Genomic DNA, 20,414 nt, shown 5'->3' with positions numbered 1-20,414 from the left:
ACGCTCTTGCGCCGTCCTCACTCGGCGACGCGGGCACCCGGCGTGAACACGACGGGTAGGGCGCGGTAGCCTCGCGTGACCGAATTCCCGTGAAAGTCGACTTTCGCCCCACGGGGAATGACGTAGTCGGGTACGCGATTCAGGGTCTGTTCGACGCCCACCCGGAACTCGAGTCGGGCGAGATTCGAGCCTAGGCAGCGATGGACACCGGCGCCAAACCCGAGGTGACGGTTCGCCTGTCGGTCGAGAAGGCACTTGTTCGGCTCGTCAAACTCGCGAGCGTCGCGGTTGGCGGCCGCATAGTTCACGACGACTGTCTCACCGGGACAGAACTTATGGCCACTTAATTCAACATCTTCGGCGACTGAGCGGTGCAGTCCGTGGACCGAACCAGCGAAACGGATGAATTCCTCTATCGCCGTGGGCATCAGCTGGGCATCGCCGACGAGTCGGTCACGCTCGGACGCATGGGTACCCAAGTAGAAGAAAGCGAATGACATTGCACTAGAGGTTGTTTCGAGCCCGGCCTGAACCAGCAGCATTACGTTAGCGACGACGTCGTCGAAGCTCAACTTCTCGCCGTCGATTTCGGCGGCGAGCAAGACATCGATCAGGTCGTCCCGCGGCGGTTCACCACGACGCCTGTCGATCTCCTCGCGGACGCGCAGGTAGAGCTTGGTCATCGAACCGTTTCGGACCTCTTCGCTCTCACCATTTATCGCGAGGTCAGCCGTCTCGATGTAGAGCGGCACGTCCTCCACGGGCATACCCAGGAGATGCCGGAAGAACACGATCCCGGGTTGCTGCCATGCGACATCGGCGAGATCACCACGCCCCGATTCGATGAAGTTGTCGATCAGCCCATCGGTGACCGCGCGCACCTGGGGCTCCAGGTCTTTCATCCGGCCCGGCGAAAAATACGGGTTGAGAACTTTGCGCAGTTGCTGCTGCCGCGGTGGATCCAGGGTGATGACGATGTCGCCAAACGACATCGGGTTACCTTCCAGCCCAACGGGTTTGCTGGAGAAGCTGCGCCAATCGCGCAAGATCTCGTAACAGTCGTCGTAGCGGGTGGCCACCCACGCACCCCCGGGCGTGGGACCCAAGAAAGGGACGTCCTGGTGGCTGAACGGTCCGTTCTCCCGCATCACCGAGTAGACCTGGTAGAGGAATTCTTGGTCGTTGAAATCGTCGTGGCGAAGATCGAGGTTCAGGGCGTGTTCTTCCGGCGACTTGCTCACCATGGGTAATCCTTTCCACGCCCGCTCGCGAGCAGGCCGAGATCAGGACAAGGCAGGCGGTCAGCCCAGACGGACCGGCGCGAACGAGGAGCCGTCCCCATTCCAGCCACACCACACTCGTGCCACTGTCCACGTGCCATCTGCACCGGCCCTCGGATTTCTCGCACACGCCGAAATTTGCTTTGGCAGCACAGTAAGTCGTCGCCAGCGCGGAGTCAAGTCGCACTCGATAACTGGCCGTGTGCTTGACTGCCCGCGCGCCGCTTGGCGGGCAGACAAAACGAAGTGGTTCGGCACGCTTGCGTGCTTCCGCTCAGAACACGCGTGCTCGCTAAGCTATGTGTGATGACTACGGGTGCGCGGCGGCGAGTTCGCGACAAGGACGGCAAGCAACGATCCCTCCTTGAAGCTGCTGCGGAGGTCTTTGCCGAAGCGGGGTACGCGGCCGCGGCGACAAAGGAGATCGCCCGTCGCGCCGACTGCTCGGAGGCGATGCTGTTCCACTACTTCGGGGACAAGCGAGGCATTTTTGAGCAAGTTGTTGCTCGACAGATCGCGGACCTCGTCGGTGAGGCCGAAGAGCAAGTCGTGGCGGCCCTACCAGCACGCTTCGAGGACTATATCGAGCAGCTTTTCTTCGCCAGGCTGAGGATCGATGACCGCAACAGCGGTGTTCCGGGCTGGGACATTTCCAGTCGGGCGTTGTCAGACCCCGACTTCTCGGTGCGCGTGCTGCAACCAAATCACGCGCGCCGTACGGCCGTCATCGCCGAGGGCGTTCGCCACTATCAAGCCGCCGGGCAAATCAGGACCGACGTCGACGCCGACCTGTTGTCCGAGCTGCTGGCCAACTTCATCATCTTCACAACAAGCTTGGGACCGCGCTGGTTTGGTACGGACGAGGCAGATATCCGGGCGCAAATCGAACTGGGTTCGAAGATCTTCGCCAAAGGGGTAACCACATCGACTAGGACGCCGCCCGCCAAGCGACCCGGGCGGGCCCGGCCGGCCACCAAAGTGCGCGCGGCCGACTAGAGATCCGCGAACGCAACCCACATCACTGTTATCGAGTCGCACTTGACACCCCCGCTTTCCCGTCACTAGCGTCGTTGCCAGCCAGGCCGCAGCGGTGCGGAGCAGAGCGGCCGCTCGGTCGGCACGAGCGTGAGGACAGAAATGGCGTGTGCGCTCCTCGGTGCGGGTAATGCACTTCAAACAACATTGACGCGGGAAACAACGAGTCGATGAATCCTCTGCGCGGCGTGCGGGTTGTGGAGTGGGCGACCGAAATTGCCGGCCCGTACTGCACCAAGATGTTCGCCGACCTCGGAGCGGAGGTCATCAAAATAGAAGCCCCAGACGGGGATCCGTTCCGCCACAGAACGTTTGGCGATCCAAGGCGCACCGACGCGTTGTTCAGATTCTTGAACGCCGGTAAGCGTTCAGTTGTCGGCACTGCACTGCCGGACGTGGAGGACCTGATCGTTTCCGCCGATGTGTTTGTCGATTCTCTTGGCCCTGGGGCACTCGACCGCGAGGCCCTGCTACGGCGCGCACCACATCTGGTGATCGTGGCGTTGTCTGCGTACGGATTGACCGGACCGTACCGGGACAGGCCCGCAACGGAATTCACGATCCAGGCCGAGAGCGGAACGCTGGCATTGCGAGGTCGTCCGGACCAACCACCCCTTCAAGCGGGTGGTCGCGTCTTCGAATGGGTCATGGCCAGTTATGCCGCGGTCGGGGCGCTTGGCGCGTTGCGTCGGGCCCAACTCGGCGGGCCAGGCGAAATCATCGACTGCTCGTTGTTGGAGGTTTGCCACCTCAGCGCTGGCGGATTCGCCGACCTGTACCACGAGCTGGCCGGCCGTCCCCCGCTGAACGTGCCTGCCCGCCAAGTTGAAATACCTTCGATCGAACCGAGCGCGGACGGATGGGTGGGCTTCAACACCAATACCCGCCAGCAATTTGAGTCGTTCCTCGCGATGATCGGGCGACTGGACCTGCTCGACGACGACCCAGCCTGGGCCGTCGCCACGACTCGGTGGGAACGCCGGGAGGAGTGGGATCAGATCGTGCGGGAATGGACAATGGCCCGTTCCACGGACGAGATCGTGGCGATGGCCTCCGATCTGCGGATCCCCGTCTCGCCGGTCAACAATGGCCAGACGGTGTTGAACCATCCTCAGTTCGCGGCGCGCGGCGTGTGGGGTACGTATGCCGACGGCAGCTTTTGCCACCCGTTGGCTCCCTATCGGATCAATGGCCGGCGTCCCGCCCCAACCGACGTTGCTCCTTTGCTCGGCGAAATGACAAAAGCGCCCGCCCACAGCAGGATTGCGAGCGCTGCCGACCCGGTACCGCAACTTCCGCTGGAAGGCGTACGAATTCTCGACGCGACAGCATGGTGGGCCGGCCCCTCCTCCACCCATATTCTCGCCGCACTGGGAGCTGAGGTCATCCATCTGGAGTCGACAGATCACCCTGACGGCGCACGGATGGCGGCCGCAGCCTTCGCCGATCAGTCTCAGTGGTGGGAGCGGTCGGGGATGTACCTCGCGACCAACACCAATAAGCAAGGGCTCACCCTCGACCTGTCCTGCCCCCGAGGGCGGCAACTGCTGTTCGAACTCGTCAAACGCTCGGACGTCCTGGTCGAGAACTTCTCGCCTCGCGTCTTCGACAATTTCGGTATCACCTGGGAGGTAGTCAGTGAGCAGAATCCCCGAATAGTGATGGTCCGCATGCCTGCGTTCGGGCTCGACGGGCCATGGCGCAACAACGTGGGTTTCGCGCAAACGATGGAACAGATGACCGGAATGGCGTGGGTGACCGGCCACGAGTACGACCAGCCGCGGATCCCGCGCGGCCCGTGTGACCCACTGGCAGGAATGCACTCCGCATTCGCCATGCTCGCAGGACTCCGGCGCCGCGACGAAACCGGCCACGGATCCCTCATCGAAGTATCGATGGTCGAGTCCGCGCTCAACGCCGCCGCCGAACAGGTCGTCGAATTTTCCGCCTACGGAAACCTGATATCGCGAATGGGCAATCGCAGCCGCGACGCCGCCCCTCAAGGGCTTTATCAATGCGCGGGGACCGAACGGTGGCTGGCGATTTCGGTCGCGACCGACGAACAGTGGCGGCTACTGAAATCCGCTCTGGGTGAACCGGATTGGGCGAATGACCCCTCGTTGGACACGCACGAAGGGCGGGTGCGGGCACATGATGTGCTCGACAAGCATCTCGAGCAATGGGCCGGCGGTCGCGATTCCTCAACCGCGGCGGAGCTACTCGTTGGATTTGGTGTTCCGGCTGCGGATTTGGCAGATGCCAGGGTCGGTTCGATGCACCCTCAACTTGCCGCCCGTGGCTTTTTCGAAAGCCTCGACCATCCCGTCGTGGGAAGGCATCGCGTGCCGGCGCTTCCCTTCAAGTACCGCGGCGTGGATAAGTGGTATCGGTCATCGGCACCGACGCTGGGGCAGCACAATGCCGACATCCTCGGCGACCTCCTCGGCCTCGACGCCGCAGCTATTGCAGCGCTGACTGAGCAAGGCGTTATCGGGACCAGACTCGGCGGATTGGACTGAACATTGAAGCTTCGTGTCGACGCAGAAATGTGCCAGGGCCACAGCCGTTGTTACGCAACGTATCCCGATCTGTTCGACATCGACGACGACGGGATTGCCTTCGTCGTCGTGGAGAATATCCCCCCAGGAATAGAAGACCGGGCGCACAACGCAATTGCGAACTGCCCCGAACGTGCCATTCATATCGTCAAGGAGTCGCCATGAAGACCAAGGGAGCAGTTCTGTGGGGCCTGAACGAGAAGTGGTCGGTGGAAGAGATCGAACTCGATGCGCCGCGGGAAGGGGAGCTACTCGTTGAATTTGAGGCCACCGGTCTATGCCACTCCGACCATCACATCCGCACCGGCGACATGTTCGGGGTGAGTTTTCCACTGATCGGCGGACATGAGGGGGCGGGCGTAGTCCAAGAGGTTGGCCCGGGAGTGGGCGATATCGCGGTGGGAGACCATGTGGTCACCTCTTTCCTGCCGGCGTGCGGTCGCTGCCGCTGGTGCGCCACGGGCCGGCAGAACCTCTGTGATTTCGGCGCGACCATCCTGGCGGGAGTCCAGGCCGACGGCACCTTCCGGCGCCGAGCCAGAGGGCGGGGCATCGGAGCCCTTTCCGGCGTCGGCAGTTTCGCACAGTGGGGTGTGTTGTCGGAAGCCTCGGTGGTCAAGATCGACGACGATGTACCGCTTTCGCGCGCGTGCCTTCTGGGCTGCGGCGTCACCACAGGCTGGGGTTCGGCCGTCAATACCGCCAACGTCAGTCCAGGCGACGTCGTCGTGGTGGTTGGCTGCGGAGGCATCGGCAGCGGCGCCATTCAGGGTGCGCGGCTGGCCGGCGCGGAGCAAATTGTTGTCGTCGATATCGAGCCGGGCAAGCGCGACAAGGCTTTTGAGTTCGGCGCCACGCACTTTTGCACCTCGCTGGAGGAGGCCACCGGGCTAGTCGGCGAACTCACGCGGGGGGTCATGGCCGACTCGGCTATCCTCACGCCGGGCGTTCTCGAAGGCGCGATGATCAACGATGCGCTCAACGCGGTACGCAAGGGTGGGGCCGTGGTGGCCACTGCCCTGGCGTCGATGGCCGACGTGACGCCGACGCTGCCGCTGACGTTGTTCACGCTGTTCCAGAAGCGTCTTCTGGGCAGCCTGTACGGCGAAGCCAATCCGCGGGCCGATATTCCTCGGCTTATCAGCCTGTATCGCAGCGGCAAGCTGTTGCTCGACGAAACGGTCACCACCGAGTACAAGCTCGACGACATCAATGAGGCGTACGACGACATGCTCGCCGGCCGCAACATCCGCGGCGTGATCATCCACGACCACTGAACCTTCGGGAAACGGCCCAAGTTCATTCATCTACTCGTTGAAGGGATTCCACTCATGTCTTCGCCAGCTGATGTCGTCCGCCAGTTCTGCGCGTTGATGCAGCAGCGGGACGCCGAAGCGTTGCGCCCCCTGCTCGCCGACGGCGCCGTCTATCAGAACGTGGGAATGCCCGCGGTCAGCGGACCTGATGCCATCGTGGAGAACATGGCCGCCCAGTTTTCGATGTTCCCCGACGCCTACGCCTTCGAAATCATCAACCTCGCCAGCGAGGGTTCCGTGGTGCTCACCGAACGCCTGGACTACATCCAGGCGCCGAATGGAAGCAAGCCGGCCATCCCGGTAATGGGCGCCTTCGTCGTCAGCGACGACGGAAAGATCACTCGCTGGACCGACTATTTCGACCTGAATCTGATAGTCAAACTCCTTCAAGGCGAGGACATCAGCACCCTGGTGCCCGCCACTGCATGAGTCGGGACATCACGAGTCACGTCGTTAGGAAAGGACTTCCATGCGAATGCCTCGTGCTGTCGCCACTTTCAACCGCCGGGTCACGAACCCAACGGCTCGGTCTGTCACACCGTGGCTCCCCTGCCTCGGCACGCTCGAGCACGTCGGCCGCAATTCCGGCAAGCACTATCGAACGCCCCTCTTGGTATTCAAGACCCGCGACGGCTTCGTCATTCTCATCGGCTACGGGCCTGAAACGGATTGGCTCAAAAACATATTGGCCGGCGGCCCAACGGTACTGCACAAGCGGGGCAAAGCCATCGCGTTGGCCAACCCGCGGATCTCAAGTAAGACTGAGGCTGCACCCCTAGTCGCGCCAGCGCCCCGGCTGTTCTATCGGCTGTTCCCCTACAACGAAGCAGCACTGGTGTTGACGAAGAGCGCTCACACGCGGAGCTGAGTAGGCAGCTGTCTTACCGGAGTATCGACAAACCCACCAAGTACCCGAATAAATGCCTGGTGGAGCTAAGGGTGTGTGAGTTCACGACATAGGTGACAGATGAGTCGCGTCATGGGTTACACCTGTGTCGATGCCAGTTGAGTCGCGTCATAGGTGACAGTCATGACGGATGTCCAAAGCGCGTGTGGTCGTCCTTGAAGTCAGCAGCGGTCGTCTGTCAGTGACCGCGGCAGCCCACACCTATGGGCTGTCGCGGCAACACATCTACCGGCTGCTGCAGCGCTATCACCAAGGAGGTCTGCAGGCCGTTGATCCCCGCTCGCGGCGCCCGGCCAGCAACCCCCGTGCGGTCAGCGACGAGGTGATCGCCGCCGTCGTGCTCACCCGTAAACAGCTTGTCGCCGACGGCCTCGACGCCGGCCCGGTCACCCTGCAAGGGCATCTGGCCCACCAGGGCCTGCCGGTGCCGTCGACCTCGACGATCCGGCGCATCCTGGGCCACCACGGCCTGATCACCCCGCAACCACGCAAGCGGCCCAAGAGCTCCTATCACCGCTTTGCCGCCGAGCAACCCAACGAATGCTGGCAATCGGACTTCACCCACTGGACACTGGCCGATGGCACCGACACCGAGATCCTCAACTGGCTCGACGACCACTCCCGCTACCTGCTGAGCTGTGTCGCCTACCGCCGCGTCGGCGGGGGTGACGTGGTGGCCACCTTCACTGCCACCGCCACCCAATACGGACTGCCCGCGTCCACCCTGACCGACAACGGATCGGTCTACACCTCACGATTCACCCACGGCCACAACGACTTCGAACGCCTGCTGGCCAGTCTGGGCATCACCCAGAAAAACGGCCACCCCGGACACCCCCAAACCCAAGGCAAAATCGAACGCTTCCACCAAACCCTCAAACGCTGGCTCGCCGCACGCCCGCGCCCCGCCAGCCTGGCCGACCTGCAAAACCTGCTCGACGCGTTCTGCACCATCTACAACACCGCGCGTACTCATCGCGCGCACCCCGGCCGGCTCACCCCCGAACAGGCCTACCTGGCCCTGCCCAAAGCCAGCCCGAACGGCCAACCCCACCCGCAGTTCCGCATCCGCCACGACACCATCGACCAATTCGGCAAACTCACCCTGCGCCACGGCAGCCACCTGCACCACCTGGGCATCGGCCGCACCCACGCCGGCACTGCGGCCCTGATCCTGGTCACCGACCAGACCGTCACCGTCATCAGCAAAACCGGCCACCACGTCCTGAGCAGCCACACCATCGACCCCGACAAAAAACCTACTGGCGCAACCAAAACAAAAACCCCGGCCGATAGCCGGGGAATCTGTAACCCATGACGCGACTCATCTGTCACCTATGACTCGACTCATCACACCTGGTGGAGCTAAGGGGATTCGAACCCCTGACCCCCACACTGCCAGTGTGGTGCGCTACCAACTGCGCCATAGCCCCGAGAAGTTGTGCCAATCGAAGCTACACCACTGGCAACGGTCCTTCAAAACCGCTGATCAGACCGGCTCGACGTCCACCTCAGACGCTGCGAGGTCAGCATCGGGATCCAACGCCGGCCGCGTTTCGGGCGACACCACCCAGCCGATGGCCGCGATCAGCAGCGCGATGCCGCTGATGGTGAAGCCCCAGCCGAAGTTCAGCTGCTCGGCCACCCAACCGACCGCCATGGACCCGACGATGGCGCCCAGATCCGTCACCATCTGAATCGCTGCCACTGGAAGACCCGCGCGGGCCTCGCTGCCCAGGATGTCGGCGACCGCGGCCTGTAGCGGCGACATGAAGATGCCCGTCGTCGCACCGGACACGCCCGCTACGACCAGAAACATCGGCAACGACGACACGAAGGCCAGCCAGACCGTCGCGGCGCCGGATGCCGCCAGGCCGACGATCAACAACATGCGCCGGCCCATCCGGTCGGACAGGTAGCCGCTGGGGACCACCGCCAGGGCATTACCGCCGGCGAACGCCGCGAGCACGGCGCCGATGACGCCGACGCTGCGGTGCATCACGTCGGAGATGAACAACGGGACCAGCGCGATGCGCAGCCCGAACGCGGACCAGCCCGTCGCGAAATTGGACAGCAGCGCCGACCGGTACGCGCGCACCCGGAGCGCCTGCCGCATCGTCACCGTCGAACGCGTGGGGGGCGGCGGCGCGGCCAGCACCGAATTGCGCAGGCTGTAGAACAGCACCACGGCCACACCCAGCAGTGCGACGCCGTAGACGACAAACGGAGCGGTCAGCCCCCAGCCCGCCGCCAGGCCGCCGACCGCGGGTCCGCCGACGGCGCCGATCATGAATGAGGTGGTGAACAGACCCGCGATCCGCCCGCGTGCGTCGGCCGGGCTGATGTGGATCATCAGCCCCAGCGCCGAGACGTAGAACATCGTCGACCCGACGCCACTGAGAACGCGGAAAAGCAACAGTTGCCAGTACGTCTGGGAAAAGGCACATGCGGCTGTGGACAACGCCACGATCAGCAAACCACCGATATAGATGCGCCGCTCACCCAACCGCTGCGCCAGTAACCCGCTTACCGGTGCGAAACACAATCGGGCCAACGAAAAGGCGGTGACCAAGAATGTCACCGCCTTGATGCTCACCCCAAAGGTACGTGCAAAGGTCGGCAAGGCCGGTGAGACGACGCCATAGCCCAGCGCGATCATGATGTTCGCCCAGCTCAGAATCCAAACCTCGCGCGGCAGGCGAGCCGAACGGGACCCGCGCCCCGTTGCGCGGGCACGACAGAGGGTGAAGGTCACCCAATGACTTTATTAACCACCTCGCGCGCAGTTTCCTGCACCTCGGCCAAATGCTCGGGGCCGTTGAAGGATTCGGCATAGATCTTGTACACGTCTTCGGTACCCGAAGGGCGCGCAGCAAACCACGCATTGGCCGTCGTCACCTTCAGTCCCCCCAGCGCGGCGCCATTTCCGGGGGCCGCGGTCAGCTTCGCGGTGATCGGCTCCCCCGCCAACTCCGTCGCGGTCACCTCGTCAGCCGACAGCTTGGCCAGCCGCGCCTTCTGCTCGCGGTTGGCCGGTTCGTCGACCCGGGCGTAGAAGGGCGTGCCGTACTTGTCGGCCAGCGCCTGATACCGCTGCGACGGCGTGGATCCGGTGACGGCCAGAATCTCGGAAGCCAACAGTGCCAAGGTGAGGCCGTCCTTGTCGGTGGTCCACACCGACCCGTCGCGCCGCAGAAACGACGCCCCGGCCGACTCCTCACCGCCGAAACCGATGGTGCCGCCGATCAATCCGTCGACAAACCACTTGAATCCGACCGGCACTTCGACGAGTTTGCGCTCGATACCGGCGACCACCCGGTCGATGATCGACGAACTGACCGCGGTCTTGCCGACCGCGATGCCCGCCGGCCAGGACGGCCGATGGGTGTAGAGGTACTCGATGGCCGCGGCCAGATAGTGATTCGGGTTCATCAGCCCGGCGTCGGGCGTGACGATGCCGTGGCGGTCCGAGTCGGCGTCATTGCCGGTGGCGATCTGGTAGCGGTCCCGGTTGGCGATCAGTGAGGCCATCGCATTCGGCGAGCTGCAGTCCATCCGGATCTTGCCGTCGTGGTCGAGCGTCATGAACCGCCACGTCGCGTCGACGAGCGGATTGACCACGGTCAGGTCGAGGTTGTGCCGTTCGGCGATGGCGGCCCAGTAGTCCACGCTTGCCCCGCCCAGCGGGTCGGCGCCGATCCGCACCCCGGCCTTGCGGATCGCGTCGAGATCGACCACGTTCGGCAAGTCGGCGACATAGGCGTCCATATAGTCGTGGCGCTGGGCGGTCTGCAGCGCGCGCGCCAGCGGCACCCGATTCACCCCCGAGCCGCCCTCACGCAGAATTTCGTTGGCACGCTTGGCAATTGCGTTCGTCGCATCGGTGTCCGCCGGGCCGCCGTTGGGCGGGTTGTACTTGAAACCGCCATCGTAGGGCGGGTTGTGCGACGGCGTCACAACGATTCCGTCGGCCAGCGCATCGGTGCGGCCGCGGTTGTAGCGCAGAATCGCGTGGCTGACCGCCGGAGTCGGCGTGTAGCGGTCGGCCGAGTCGATCATGGCGACCACGTCGTTGGCGGCCAGCACCTCGAGCGCCGACACCCACGCCGGCTCGGAGAGGCCGTGGGTGTCGCGGCCGATGAACAACGGGCCGGTGGTGCCGTGCGCGGCCCGGTATTCGACGATCGCCTGGGTGATCGCCAAGATGTGGGCTTCGTTGAACGCGCCACCCAAAGCCGAGCCGCGATGACCGGATGTGCCGAAGGCCACCTGCTGCGCGACGTCGTCGGGGTCGGGTTGGATGGTGTAGTACGCGGTGACTAAATGGGATAGATCGACGAGGTCTTCGGGCTGGGCCGGTTGACCGGCTCGCGGGTTGGCCATGTCTACAGATTGTGCCCGTGTCGGACGCGCACGTCGCTCTACGCTGCGTAGCGCATTGGCAAACGAAAGGGAACCAACCGGTGGCACGACCTGACTATCGCGAGTTGGGCGCGGTTTTTGCCGGCGGAGCGGTGGGCTCGGTCGCCCGCGCGGCCCTGAGCACGCTCGCCCAACCGGACCCGGCGACGTGGCCATGGCCGACGTTCGTCGTCAACATCGTGGGCGCCTTCCTGGTCGGCTACTTCACCACGCGCCTGCTGGAACGGTTGCCGCTGTCGAGTTATCGACGACCGCTGCTCGGCACCGGATTGTGCGGCGGTTTAACGACTTTTTCGACCATGCAGGTCGAGACGCTGAAGATGCTCCAACACGGCCACTGGCTGCTGGCACTGGCCTACACCGTATCCAGCATCGTGCTCGGGTTGCTGGCCGCACACCTGGCGACCGCGTTGGTGCGCCGGGTGCGGGTGCGCTCATGACGACGTTCTTGGTCTGGGCCGGGGTCGCTTTGATCGGCGGCATCGGTTCGGTGTCTCGTTTCCTGGTGGACCGCACGGTCACCCGCCGGGTGGGCCGGCCTTTTCCGGTCGGCACGCTGGCGGTGAACATCAGCGGCGCCGCGCTGCTCGGATTCCTCGGCGGCCTGGCGTTGAGCAAGGATGCGGCGTTGCTGACGGGCACCGCGTTCGTCGGCGCCTACACCACCTTTTCCACCTGGATGCTGGAGACTCAGCGGCTCGGCGAAGAGCGCCGGACGTGGGCGGCGATTGCCAACATCGTGGTCAGCGTCGTACTCGGCATCGCGGCGGCGTTACTCGGACAATGGTTGGCGGAGCAGCTATGAACCAGCCCTGCCTCAAGTTGACCGCATACTTCGGCGAACGCCAGCGCGCCGTTGGCGACGCCAGACGCTTCCTGGCCGACGCGATGTTCGACTTGTTCGGCGCCAACGATGTTGCGACCAGCGTGATGCTGCGCGGCATCGCCAGTTTCGGGCCGAGCCATGAGCTGCGCAGCGACGTGTCGTTGAGTTTGTCCGAAGATCCCGCTGTCGCGGTCGCCGCGGTCGACGTGGAGCCGAAGATCCGCTCCCTGGTCGACGAAGTCGCCGCGCTGACGGGACGTGGGCTGCTGACGCTGGAGCGGGCGCGACTGGTCACCCGGCAACGGGGTACCGACGCGCTCGGCGACTTCGACGCGCACAACGGCGATGCCGCAAAACTGACGGTGTATGTCGGCCGGCAAGAGCGCGTCGCCGGGAAGGCGGCATATTACGCGGTCTGCGAACGGATGTATCGGCACGGATTTGCCGGTGCCATAGCGCTTCTCGGGGTCGATGGCACCGTCCACGGACAACGCCGGCGGGCGCGATTCGTCGGCCGCAACGCCAATGTCCCGATGATGATCATCGGCATCGGGTCGACCGAGCAGGTTTGTGCTGCCGCAACGGAATTGGCCGACGTGCTGGCTGAACCCCTGCTGACGGTCGAACGGGTGCGCTTGTGCAAACGCGACGGTGAGATGTTCGTCCGCCCCCAGCAGCTGCCGATGACCGACGACCAGGGACGCACCCTGTGGCAAAAGTTGATGGTGTACACCGCCGAAGCCACCCGGCACGACGCGCTGCCGATCCATCGTGCCCTCGTGCATCGCCTGATGAGTTCGGGAACGGCGCGCGGTGCCACCGTGCTGCGTGGCATGTGGGGGTTTCACGGAGACCATAAACCGCACGGGGACAGACTATTTCAGGTTGCGCGACGGGTTCCGGTCACGACCATCGTCGTCGACACGCCGGAATCGATCGCGCGCAGCTTCGACATCGTCGACGAGCTGACCGGCCGCCACGGGTTGGTCACCAGCGAAATGGTTCCGGCGGTGCTGTCACTCGACGAGACGCAGCGCCTGGGCGACATCTCGTTGGCCCAGCACGACTACTGACGCCAAAACGGTTGCGGGACAGCCGCTAACGGCGCGGATGACACGGCGGAATGAGGGCCTTGTCCTCATCGATCAGCTGGCTGACGAGGCCGTGGTAAGCATCTCGACGAGCAAGCATTTCGTCGGTGGACTGGGTCGCGAACGAGTCACGTCGCGCGTCGGTCACCACCCCCACCGCATCGGTGGAAATCTTGGCGATGCGGTGCAGGTGCGGTGCGAGATCCGGCGCTGACACCTGCTGCGAGTACGCGACGAGCCGATCCGACCAGTCCTGGTATTTATCCAGGCCGGGGCCGCCGGGCGTGATCAATGAGGCATCGAGCATGTCGGGGTGCTCGTGGATGAACCCCACCACCGCGTCGGCGGTGCGGCAGTCCCGGCTGGGCTGTCCCTGCCGATACGCCGCGAAAACTGCTCCGGCCACCGCGATCACGACAACGACGACAAGGGCTAGCCGAAACCGCCGATTCGGCGGCGGCGCTGCGCAGTCGTGCGCCTCGGCCAGCACCGAGAGCGCTTGCGGGCTGGAATCGGCCGCCGAGCGCAGTAGCTGCAGACGTCCGGGCAACTCGCGCACTTTGTGCATCGCCCAGGCCATTCGAGTCGCCACCAGTAACGCCAACCCGCTCCAGGTCAGCCCGGCCCGCAAGTCGTTGCCGATGAATTCCAGCACCGCGGCAACCGCCCACAGGACGGGGACGACCCATGACATCCTGCGCTGCCATACCGGCACTCGGCGCTGGTACGCCATCGAAAGGTCACCGATGCGGATGGCGGCCGCCAACACGGCCGGGTCCGACGGAACCTCACCACAGCGCAGCGCCTTGACAGCTTGCGATCGCTGCGCCAAGTCCAGGCCGGCCACGGTCCGCGCGTAGCTTTGCTGAATCGGACGCCGGGCGCCCGTCAGCAGCGCGGTCACGATCAGGCTGAACACCAGCACCCACAGCAGCGGCCAGGCCCAGCCGGAGGCCCCAAAGCCGGGCAGCCCCAGCCCAACAATCACCGACAGCGTGATCGCGAACGTTGCCGCATTTACCAACCACAGCACCCACCACGGCGCCACCACAAGCCGAGCCCACATGGCTACTCACTTTCGCAGAGACAGCTCAGCTCTCGCGGGCCCGGGGCACGTCGTCGGGCGTGCGGGGCAAAACGTACAGCGCCATCCGCCGGTTGGACATGTCGTGCTCGCCGAGAAAAGCGCAGCCACCCCGCTCACAGAACTTGCGCGCCAAGACGTTGCGGTGGTCGGGATCGAACATGATTCGGCGGCATTGCGGTTCAAGGCTGAAGATGCTGACCACCAAGTGCGGCAGCAAGTAGCTGACGTGTCCCTGACTGATGTAGTCCAAATCGGCCACCGCGACGTGCAGGCCCAAATCGTGGGGATCGTAGTCATATCTGGCCGCGATGGAATCCTTTGCTGCCCTATACAGTTCCAGGTACCCGCGGTCTACCCCCTCCAGGCTGGCCAGCAGCGGGCGAGAGAAGCCGCTCTCGAGTTGCGCACGCAGATAGCGGCGCCAGCGCTCCGCCGGCCAGGGATACTCCCACGATTCGGCCAGATGCGGTCGGTTCATCCACTCGGAGATCATCTCGGCATCCGCATCCGGATCGACGAGACGCAAACCGTACGGCTCGGGCAATTGCGGCATCGGCGGCGGTGCGACATTGCGAACCTCGGCGCTGATATCGGTCAATTGCCGGGGCAGAAGCACTTCAAAGTCTGACATGTCTTCCGCGCAGCCTACCCCCGTCGCCGCAGGCTAACTGCAACTTCTGAGCCATCGGTCGGCGAGCGCGGCAACCCAGGCGGCCGCCGCGTCCGCGCGCTCGGGCGGGGTAGCCACCACGACCAGTTCGTCGACGCCCAATTCGGCTAACGCTTCGACGTCACTCTCGCGCGGACTGCGCAGCGCCACCGCCAGCCGCAGTTCGGCACGGTCGCGACCGGCCTGGCCGCACAGTCGACTCAGCTTGCCGATGCACTCGCGCACCGCCGCCACGTCGTCGAGGTTGAACCCGTACCAGCCGTCGCCCCAGCTTGCGATCCGCTGTAGTGCCGGATCGCTGTTGCCTCCCAACATGATTGGGATGCGACAACCACGAACCGGTTTGGGATTGACCCGGATCGAGTCGAAACCGACGAACTTCCCGCCGAACGAGGCCACGTCGTCGCGCCACACGGTGCGCATCGCGGCAACGTATTCCGCCGTGCGCGCCGCGCGATGCTCGAAAGGCACTCCAAGAGCGGCGAATTCTTCTTTGGACCACCCGATCCCCACTCCGAGGGTCAACCGCCCGCCGCTCAACCGATCCAGGCTCGCGGCCTGCTTGGCCACTACCACCGGATTGTGCTCGGGCAGCAGTAAGACGCCCGTCGCGATGTTGATCCGCGACGATGCCGCCGCGGCGAACGCCAGCGCGATCATCGGGTCGAGCCAATCCGCTTGTGCCGGAACGGCAATGACACCGTCGTCCGAGTAGGGGTAGGTCGAGGCGGATCGGTCCACCATGACGACGTGCTCGCCCGCCCAGAGCGTGGCGAAACCGCATTCGTCCGCGCTGGACGCCACCGCATCGATCACCGCGCGGTCAGCGCCGGCCCCGATTCCCAGCGCGTGCAATCCGAGCTGCATCGCACGATGGTCTCACGCCGGGATTCAGCGGCCGTTGAGCAACTTCGCCTAGGCCTGCGCGTGGCGACCATTCAGCTCGCGCCCCGCGGTAACCAGCGTCACGGCCGGGCTCCTGGTCAGCTCGCGCAGCTCGTCGAGCGCGGAGTTATCGGTCAGTTCGGCCCGGTAGCGCGAAAAGGGGTGCTGATCAGCACACGGGCGTTTATTTAGGCCTCACCCGGGTACGCGTTAACCGACGGCGCCCAGCCCGGCGCCGACAGTTTTATACCGCCCTGATTCCGGAGGTACCCGTGACCGAGATGATCATCGAATCCCCCGATGAAGTGATCGCATTTCTCAAAGCGCAGCACAACCTGATCGAGGACATGTTCGACGAGGTGCTGTTCGCATCGGACCCCCAAGCCCGGGAGAAGCCGTTCGCCGCTTTGCGTCAATTGCTGGCCGTCCATGAGACCGCCGAGGAAATGGTGGTACATCCTCGGGTCCGGCGCGAGGCCGATGCCGGCGACGCAGTCGTCGATGCTCGACTCGAAGAGGAGCACCAAGCCAAAGAGCTGCTATCGCAAATCGAAAAGCTGGACATCACCTCGCAAAAGTTCATCGACGAACTCACCAAGTTGCGAGAGGCCGTTCTCGATCATGCGGCAAACGAGGAGAACAACGAATTCCCGTTTCTGGAAAAGGTTCTGGACGCAGACGATCTCAAGCGCATGACCACAGCGGTTAAGGCGGCCCAGGCGATCGCCCCGACGCACCCCCATCCCGGTGTGGAATCGGCGAAGTTGAATTTCGCGCTCGGGCCGTTCGCATCGATGCTCGACCGTGCTCGCGATGCGCTGCGCCAAGTCATCGGCTAACCCAATGCTCGTAGGCTGGACGACGTGAGTGTTGCATCGGAGATCCGCGTCCCCCTGCAAGACCGCTTCGCCCGCGAACTGCCCGAGATGGGTGTGCGCTGGCAGTCCGAGACCTCCCCGGACCCGCGGCTGCTCGTTCTCAACGAGTCGCTGGCGACCGGGCTAGGCCTCGATGCGTCTTGGCTGGCCGGCCCCGACGGCCTGCGATTTCTCGTTGGCAACCTGGTACCGCCCGGCGCGGTCCCGGTGGCGCAGGCCTACGCCGGGCACCAATTCGGTGGCCTGCAGCCGCGGCTGGGCGACGGACGCGCGTTGCTGCTGGGAGAGCTGTCCGACGAGCTGGGACGGATTCGCGACGTCCACCTCAAAGGCTCCGGCCCGACGCCGTTCGCGCGCGGCGGCGACGGCCTCGCGGCGGTGGGCCCCATGCTGCGCGAGTACGTGATCAGCGAAGCGATGCATGCGCTGGGTGTGCCGACGACGCGCTCCCTTGCCGTGGTCGCCACCGGGCGACCGGTACAGCGCGAGACACTGCTGCCGGGCGCCGTGCTCGTTCGGGTCGCCAGTAGTCACCTCCGCGTCGGCAGCTTCCAATACGCGGCCCTGACCCGCGACGCCGACTTGCTGCGACGCCTCGCCGACCATGCGATCGCACGCCACTATCCCGCGGCGGCCGACGCCGAACATCCTTACCGCGAGCTGTTCGAAGCGGTGGTCGGTGTCCAGGCCTGCCTGGTCGCGCGGTGGATGCTGATCGGATTCGTCCATGGGGTGATGAACACCGACAACACCACCATCTCCGGCGAGACGATCGACTACGGTCCGTGCGCGTTCATGGAGGCCTACGACCCCGACACGGTCTTCAGTTCGATCGACCACTGGGGCCGCTACGCGTACGGCAACCAGCCCGCCATTGTCGGGTGGAATCTGGCCCGGTTCGCCGAGGCTCTGTTGCCCTTGCTCGCCGACAACCTCGACGAGGGAATTGCGTTCGCCGAGAAGGCATTCGGGGTATTTCAGACCGAATACGACGCCACGTGGTCGTCGGGCATGCGTGCCAAACTCGGCCTGCCCGCGGACACGGAGGCAGCGACGCTGGCGTCATTGGTCGACGAGTTGCTGCGCCTGCTCAGGGAAAGCCGAGTCGACTACACCTCGTTTTTCCGCCAACTGGGCCGGGCAGCCCGAGGGGATGCCGAACCCGCGCGCGGCCTCTTCATCGACCTCGCCGGCTTCGATGAATGGATGGCGCGCTGGCGCCGGTTGGGCCCCGACGCCGAATCAATGGATCGCGCCAACCCGATCTACATTCCGCGTAATCATCTGGTCGAGGAAGCCCTGGCCGCCGCGACGGAGGGCAACCTCGACCCGGTTCGCCAGCTGCTGAACGTCGTGGCCGCCCCATACGACGAACGGCCGGGCCTCGAGCGCTACACGAGCCCGGCCCCCGAGGATTTCGGCAGCTACCGAACCTTCTGCGGTACTTAGCTTTACGCTAGCTCGACGATCTCGTCCCGCGGCCCGTCCAAAGACGAAGCGTCTCGCATGTGATCGGATCAGGTCCCGGGTGGGCCGAAGTCGTGCGACAGTTTCTCCGATGACGAACGACGTTGCGGTGATCGGCGCCGGGCCGAGCGGACTGGTCGCCGCCCGTTGGCTGTTACAGCAGGGATTTGAACCGACGATCTTCGAGCAAGCTCCGATGTTGGGCGGGCAATGGACCGGCCTGGACGGCCATAGTGGCGTCTGGCCGAGCATGCACACCAACAGCAGCCGCACCCTCACGGCCTTCAGCGACCTCGAACACACGACGGACCACGTCTACCTGTCCAATCGGGAAGTTCTCGACTACTTGCACCGCTACGCCGACACGTTCGGGCTCACCCCGCGTATCCGCCTGGGCACCCGGGTCGGACTGGTCAGCAGGAATGGAGTCGACTGGGTCGTGACCCATGCTGGCGCCAATGAACACTTTGACCGAATTGTGGTGGCCAGCGGGCGGTTTCATGCCGCCGCCGTCCCCGCCGTGCCAGGACTCGAGACCTTCTCCGGCTCGGCGGGAGCCATCTCCACGTATCACTACCGCGGCGGGTTGGCGTATCACGGCAAGCGAGTTCTCGTCGCGGGCTGCGCGATCAGCGCCCTGGAAATCGCCTCCGAAGTCGCCGAACTCGGCGCGGCGCGCGTCGTCGTAACTCAGCGGCGGCAACGCTACATCGTGCCGAAGTTCGCCGCCGGCGTCCCGTCCGACAACCGGCTCTACACCCGCTACGGCGCCTTGGCGACCGAGGCCCTGACCACGGCCGACGTCGACGAATTCCTCAAGGAGATCGTCGTCGGCGCCGCGGGCAGCCCGGATCAGTACGGAGCACCCGCGCCTGATCCCTCGTTGTCCGTGGCCGGTGTGACGCTGAGTCAGCACTACCTTCCTCTGGTGGCCGAGGGCCGAATCTCCGCGCGCCCGTGGATGAAATCCGTCGCGGGCCCGACCGTGACCTTCGCCGACGAGCGCGCCGAGGATTTCGACGCAATCGTGTTCGGCACCGGCTACCAACTGCGCCTGCCGTTCCTCAGTGAGGACATCCGGGCGATCCTCGACCTCGATGCGGTGCACATGAATGTTGACCGCTACACCTTTCATCCCGACCTTCCCGGCCTGGCGTTCATGGGCCTGTGGGACCAGTCGGGCGGATACTTTGTGCCGCTGGAACTTCAGGCTCGGTGGATCGCGTACACCTGGGGAGGCACGATCCCGCCAATCAGTGCGGGCGCCCAACGGTCGGCGATCGATGCGTACCGCGCCAATCGCGGAACGCCGCAGAAAACCCGGATGGACCTCGCGGCACTCACCTTCGCCCGAGCCGCCGGGGTCGAGCCCGACCTGAATAACTGGCCACGGCTGCGTCGCGCGCTGCTGTTCGGTCCGCTGGCACCGAGTTGTTTCCGTCTCGAGGGGCCGGACGCCTTGCCCGACGCCGCCGAGCGGTTCGCCCGCGATGCCGCCCGCTTCGGTGCGATCACTTCGAACCACATGACCGAGCGCGAACAGCGCAATTGGTTGCGGGTCCGAGCCGCTGGCCCGGTGCCGGGGCTCAGTCCGCGGGGGCCTGCACCGGTTTAGGTCCGGGCCGCGCCGCGCCCCACAACCCGACGCCTATTCCGATGGCGGCGCCGCCGAGGCCGATCACCTGCTGTGATCGTTTGAGCTCGTTGTGGACACTGAGTCCGCCCAGCAGATCTGCCGCGTCGGCCCCACCGGATGCCAGGAACCAGCCGCGAGTGTTCTTGCCGCGCAACGCCGCCGACAAAAGCAGCCCGCCGATCAACGCATCGCGGTAGCCCATCGATCGCAGCAGCAGCCGCGCCGTCGGGGTCGGCTCCCCTGGGTCGCCCCAGAGCTTGTTGGCACCGAGGGGATCGACGAGAAAATGGACACCTGAGGCGAGTCGGATACTGCCCGCGACGAGCGCGGCACGGTCGATCGGCATGGCCGCAGCC

General features: G+C 64.8%; 20 protein-coding genes and 1 tRNA gene. 13 read left to right on the top strand and 8 right to left on the bottom strand.

All coding sequences use genetic code 11. From position 1 onward, the window contains the following. Nucleotides 1–17 precede the first annotated feature (17 nt). Nucleotides 18–1,244: a cytochrome P450 gene (locus MAAFP003_RS07400; RefSeq protein WP_207768478.1), complete on the bottom strand. Its 1,227-nt coding sequence runs from the start codon at nucleotides 1,242–1,244 to the stop codon at nucleotides 18–20. A gap of 342 nt (nucleotides 1,245–1,586) precedes the next feature. Here MAAFP003_RS07400 and MAAFP003_RS07395 point away from each other — a divergent pair, with 342 nt between their 5' ends. From MAAFP003_RS07395 to MAAFP003_RS07365, 7 genes are all read left to right on the top strand, one after another. Further along, nucleotides 1,587–2,276, top strand: a complete 690-nt coding sequence (locus MAAFP003_RS07395; RefSeq protein WP_096290936.1) for a TetR/AcrR family transcriptional regulator — start codon at nucleotides 1,587–1,589, stop codon at nucleotides 2,274–2,276. Between the two features lie 209 nt (nucleotides 2,277–2,485). Then, entirely contained in the window at nucleotides 2,486–4,834 is a 2,349-nt protein-coding gene (locus MAAFP003_RS07390; RefSeq protein WP_096285731.1) for a CaiB/BaiF CoA transferase family protein, read from the top strand. 3 nt (nucleotides 4,835–4,837) lie between these two features. Beyond that, nucleotides 4,838–5,038 carry a ferredoxin gene (locus MAAFP003_RS07385; RefSeq protein ID WP_096285729.1) on the top strand — a complete coding sequence of 67 codons (201 nt, stop codon included), beginning with the start codon at nucleotides 4,838–4,840 and terminating at the stop codon, nucleotides 5,036–5,038. After that, a complete protein-coding gene (locus MAAFP003_RS07380; protein WP_096285727.1) occupies nucleotides 5,035–6,150 on the top strand; it encodes an NDMA-dependent alcohol dehydrogenase in 1,116 nt (371 codons plus the stop codon). The genes MAAFP003_RS07385 and MAAFP003_RS07380 overlap by 4 nt, the downstream gene beginning before the upstream one ends. Before the next feature lie 54 nt (nucleotides 6,151–6,204). Beyond that, complete coding sequence (locus tag MAAFP003_RS07375) at nucleotides 6,205–6,618, top strand: limonene-1,2-epoxide hydrolase family protein (RefSeq protein ID WP_096285726.1); 414 nt, start codon at nucleotides 6,205–6,207, stop codon at nucleotides 6,616–6,618. A 40-nt stretch (nucleotides 6,619–6,658) separates the two neighbouring features. Next, the gene (locus MAAFP003_RS07370) at nucleotides 6,659–7,057 is read left to right on the top strand and encodes a nitroreductase family deazaflavin-dependent oxidoreductase (protein ID WP_096285724.1); all 399 of its coding nucleotides are present in this window, start codon (nucleotides 6,659–6,661) and stop codon (nucleotides 7,055–7,057) included. A 169-nt stretch (nucleotides 7,058–7,226) separates the two neighbouring features. Further along, entirely contained in the window at nucleotides 7,227–8,414 is a 1,188-nt protein-coding gene (locus tag MAAFP003_RS07365; protein WP_207768477.1) for an IS481 family transposase, read from the top strand. Nucleotides 8,415–8,453: 39 nt separating this feature from the next. Here the strand turns inward: MAAFP003_RS07365 and MAAFP003_RS07360 are convergent. From MAAFP003_RS07360 to pgm, 3 genes are all read right to left on the bottom strand, one after another. Then, nucleotides 8,454–8,529, bottom strand: a tRNA-Ala gene (locus MAAFP003_RS07360). Nucleotides 8,530–8,585: 56 nt separating this feature from the next. Beyond that, nucleotides 8,586–9,755: an MFS transporter gene (locus MAAFP003_RS07355; RefSeq protein WP_096285722.1), complete on the bottom strand. Its 1,170-nt coding sequence runs from the start codon at nucleotides 9,753–9,755 to the stop codon at nucleotides 8,586–8,588. A 92-nt stretch (nucleotides 9,756–9,847) separates the two neighbouring features. Further along, nucleotides 9,848–11,479, bottom strand: coding sequence for a phosphoglucomutase (alpha-D-glucose-1,6-bisphosphate-dependent) (gene pgm / locus MAAFP003_RS07350; RefSeq protein WP_096285720.1), 1,632 nt, complete (start codon nucleotides 11,477–11,479; stop codon nucleotides 9,848–9,850). Nucleotides 11,480–11,559: 80 nt separating this feature from the next. On the opposite strand from pgm, the gene crcB (MAAFP003_RS07345) reads away from it, so the two are divergent. Genes crcB (MAAFP003_RS07345) through MAAFP003_RS07335 form a run of 3 tightly spaced genes read left to right on the top strand, consistent with a single transcriptional unit; the run spans nucleotide 11,560 to nucleotide 13,417 of the window. Next, nucleotides 11,560–11,958, top strand: coding sequence for a fluoride efflux transporter CrcB (crcB, locus tag MAAFP003_RS07345; RefSeq protein WP_096285718.1), 399 nt, complete (start codon nucleotides 11,560–11,562; stop codon nucleotides 11,956–11,958). Further along, nucleotides 11,955–12,323 (top strand): fluoride efflux transporter CrcB, encoded by a 369-nt coding sequence (crcB, locus tag MAAFP003_RS07340; RefSeq protein ID WP_096285716.1) that lies wholly within the window; start codon nucleotides 11,955–11,957, stop codon nucleotides 12,321–12,323. The genes crcB (MAAFP003_RS07345) and crcB (MAAFP003_RS07340) overlap by 4 nt, the downstream gene beginning before the upstream one ends. Further along, nucleotides 12,320–13,417 carry a DUF190 domain-containing protein gene (locus MAAFP003_RS07335; RefSeq protein ID WP_096285714.1) on the top strand — a complete coding sequence of 366 codons (1,098 nt, stop codon included), beginning with the start codon at nucleotides 12,320–12,322 and terminating at the stop codon, nucleotides 13,415–13,417. The genes crcB (MAAFP003_RS07340) and MAAFP003_RS07335 overlap by 4 nt, the downstream gene beginning before the upstream one ends. A gap of 25 nt (nucleotides 13,418–13,442) precedes the next feature. Here MAAFP003_RS07335 and MAAFP003_RS07330 read toward each other — a convergent pair whose 3' ends face one another. From MAAFP003_RS07330 to MAAFP003_RS07320, 3 genes are read right to left on the bottom strand one after another with little or no spacing between them, the layout of a single operon-like run. Beyond that, the gene (locus MAAFP003_RS07330; protein WP_096285712.1) at nucleotides 13,443–14,501 is read right to left on the bottom strand and encodes a hypothetical protein; all 1,059 of its coding nucleotides are present in this window, start codon (nucleotides 14,499–14,501) and stop codon (nucleotides 13,443–13,445) included. Nucleotides 14,502–14,526: 25 nt separating this feature from the next. Next, nucleotides 14,527–15,153, bottom strand: a complete 627-nt coding sequence (locus tag MAAFP003_RS07325; RefSeq protein ID WP_096285710.1) for a GNAT family N-acetyltransferase — start codon at nucleotides 15,151–15,153, stop codon at nucleotides 14,527–14,529. Between the two features lie 33 nt (nucleotides 15,154–15,186). Continuing rightward, a complete protein-coding gene (locus tag MAAFP003_RS07320; protein WP_096285708.1) occupies nucleotides 15,187–16,059 on the bottom strand; it encodes an LLM class F420-dependent oxidoreductase in 873 nt (290 codons plus the stop codon). Nucleotides 16,060–16,358: 299 nt separating this feature from the next. Here MAAFP003_RS07320 and MAAFP003_RS07315 point away from each other — a divergent pair, with 299 nt between their 5' ends. From MAAFP003_RS07315 to MAAFP003_RS07305, 3 genes are all read left to right on the top strand, one after another. Next, on the top strand, nucleotides 16,359–16,916 hold the full coding sequence (locus MAAFP003_RS07315; protein ID WP_423790886.1) for a hemerythrin domain-containing protein: 558 nt from the start codon (nucleotides 16,359–16,361) through the stop codon (nucleotides 16,914–16,916). Nucleotides 16,917–17,003: 87 nt separating this feature from the next. Then, a complete protein-coding gene (locus MAAFP003_RS07310) occupies nucleotides 17,004–18,404 on the top strand; it encodes a protein adenylyltransferase SelO (protein ID WP_423790885.1) in 1,401 nt (466 codons plus the stop codon). A gap of 109 nt (nucleotides 18,405–18,513) precedes the next feature. After that, nucleotides 18,514–20,037: a flavin-containing monooxygenase gene (locus MAAFP003_RS07305; RefSeq protein ID WP_096285702.1), complete on the top strand. Its 1,524-nt coding sequence runs from the start codon at nucleotides 18,514–18,516 to the stop codon at nucleotides 20,035–20,037. On the opposite strand, the gene MAAFP003_RS07300 is transcribed toward MAAFP003_RS07305, so the two are convergent. Further along, the gene (locus tag MAAFP003_RS07300) at nucleotides 20,009–20,404 is read right to left on the bottom strand and encodes a DUF4267 domain-containing protein (protein ID WP_096285700.1); all 396 of its coding nucleotides are present in this window, start codon (nucleotides 20,402–20,404) and stop codon (nucleotides 20,009–20,011) included. The genes MAAFP003_RS07305 and MAAFP003_RS07300 overlap by 29 nt on opposite strands. Nucleotides 20,405–20,414 lie beyond the last annotated feature (10 nt).

Source organism: Mycobacterium ahvazicum (assembly GCF_900176255.2).
Classification (GTDB): domain Bacteria; phylum Actinomycetota; class Actinomycetes; order Mycobacteriales; family Mycobacteriaceae; genus Mycobacterium; species Mycobacterium ahvazicum.
Note: the sequence above shows the minus strand (reverse complement) of the source record. Positions and strands in the feature narration are given on the sequence as shown.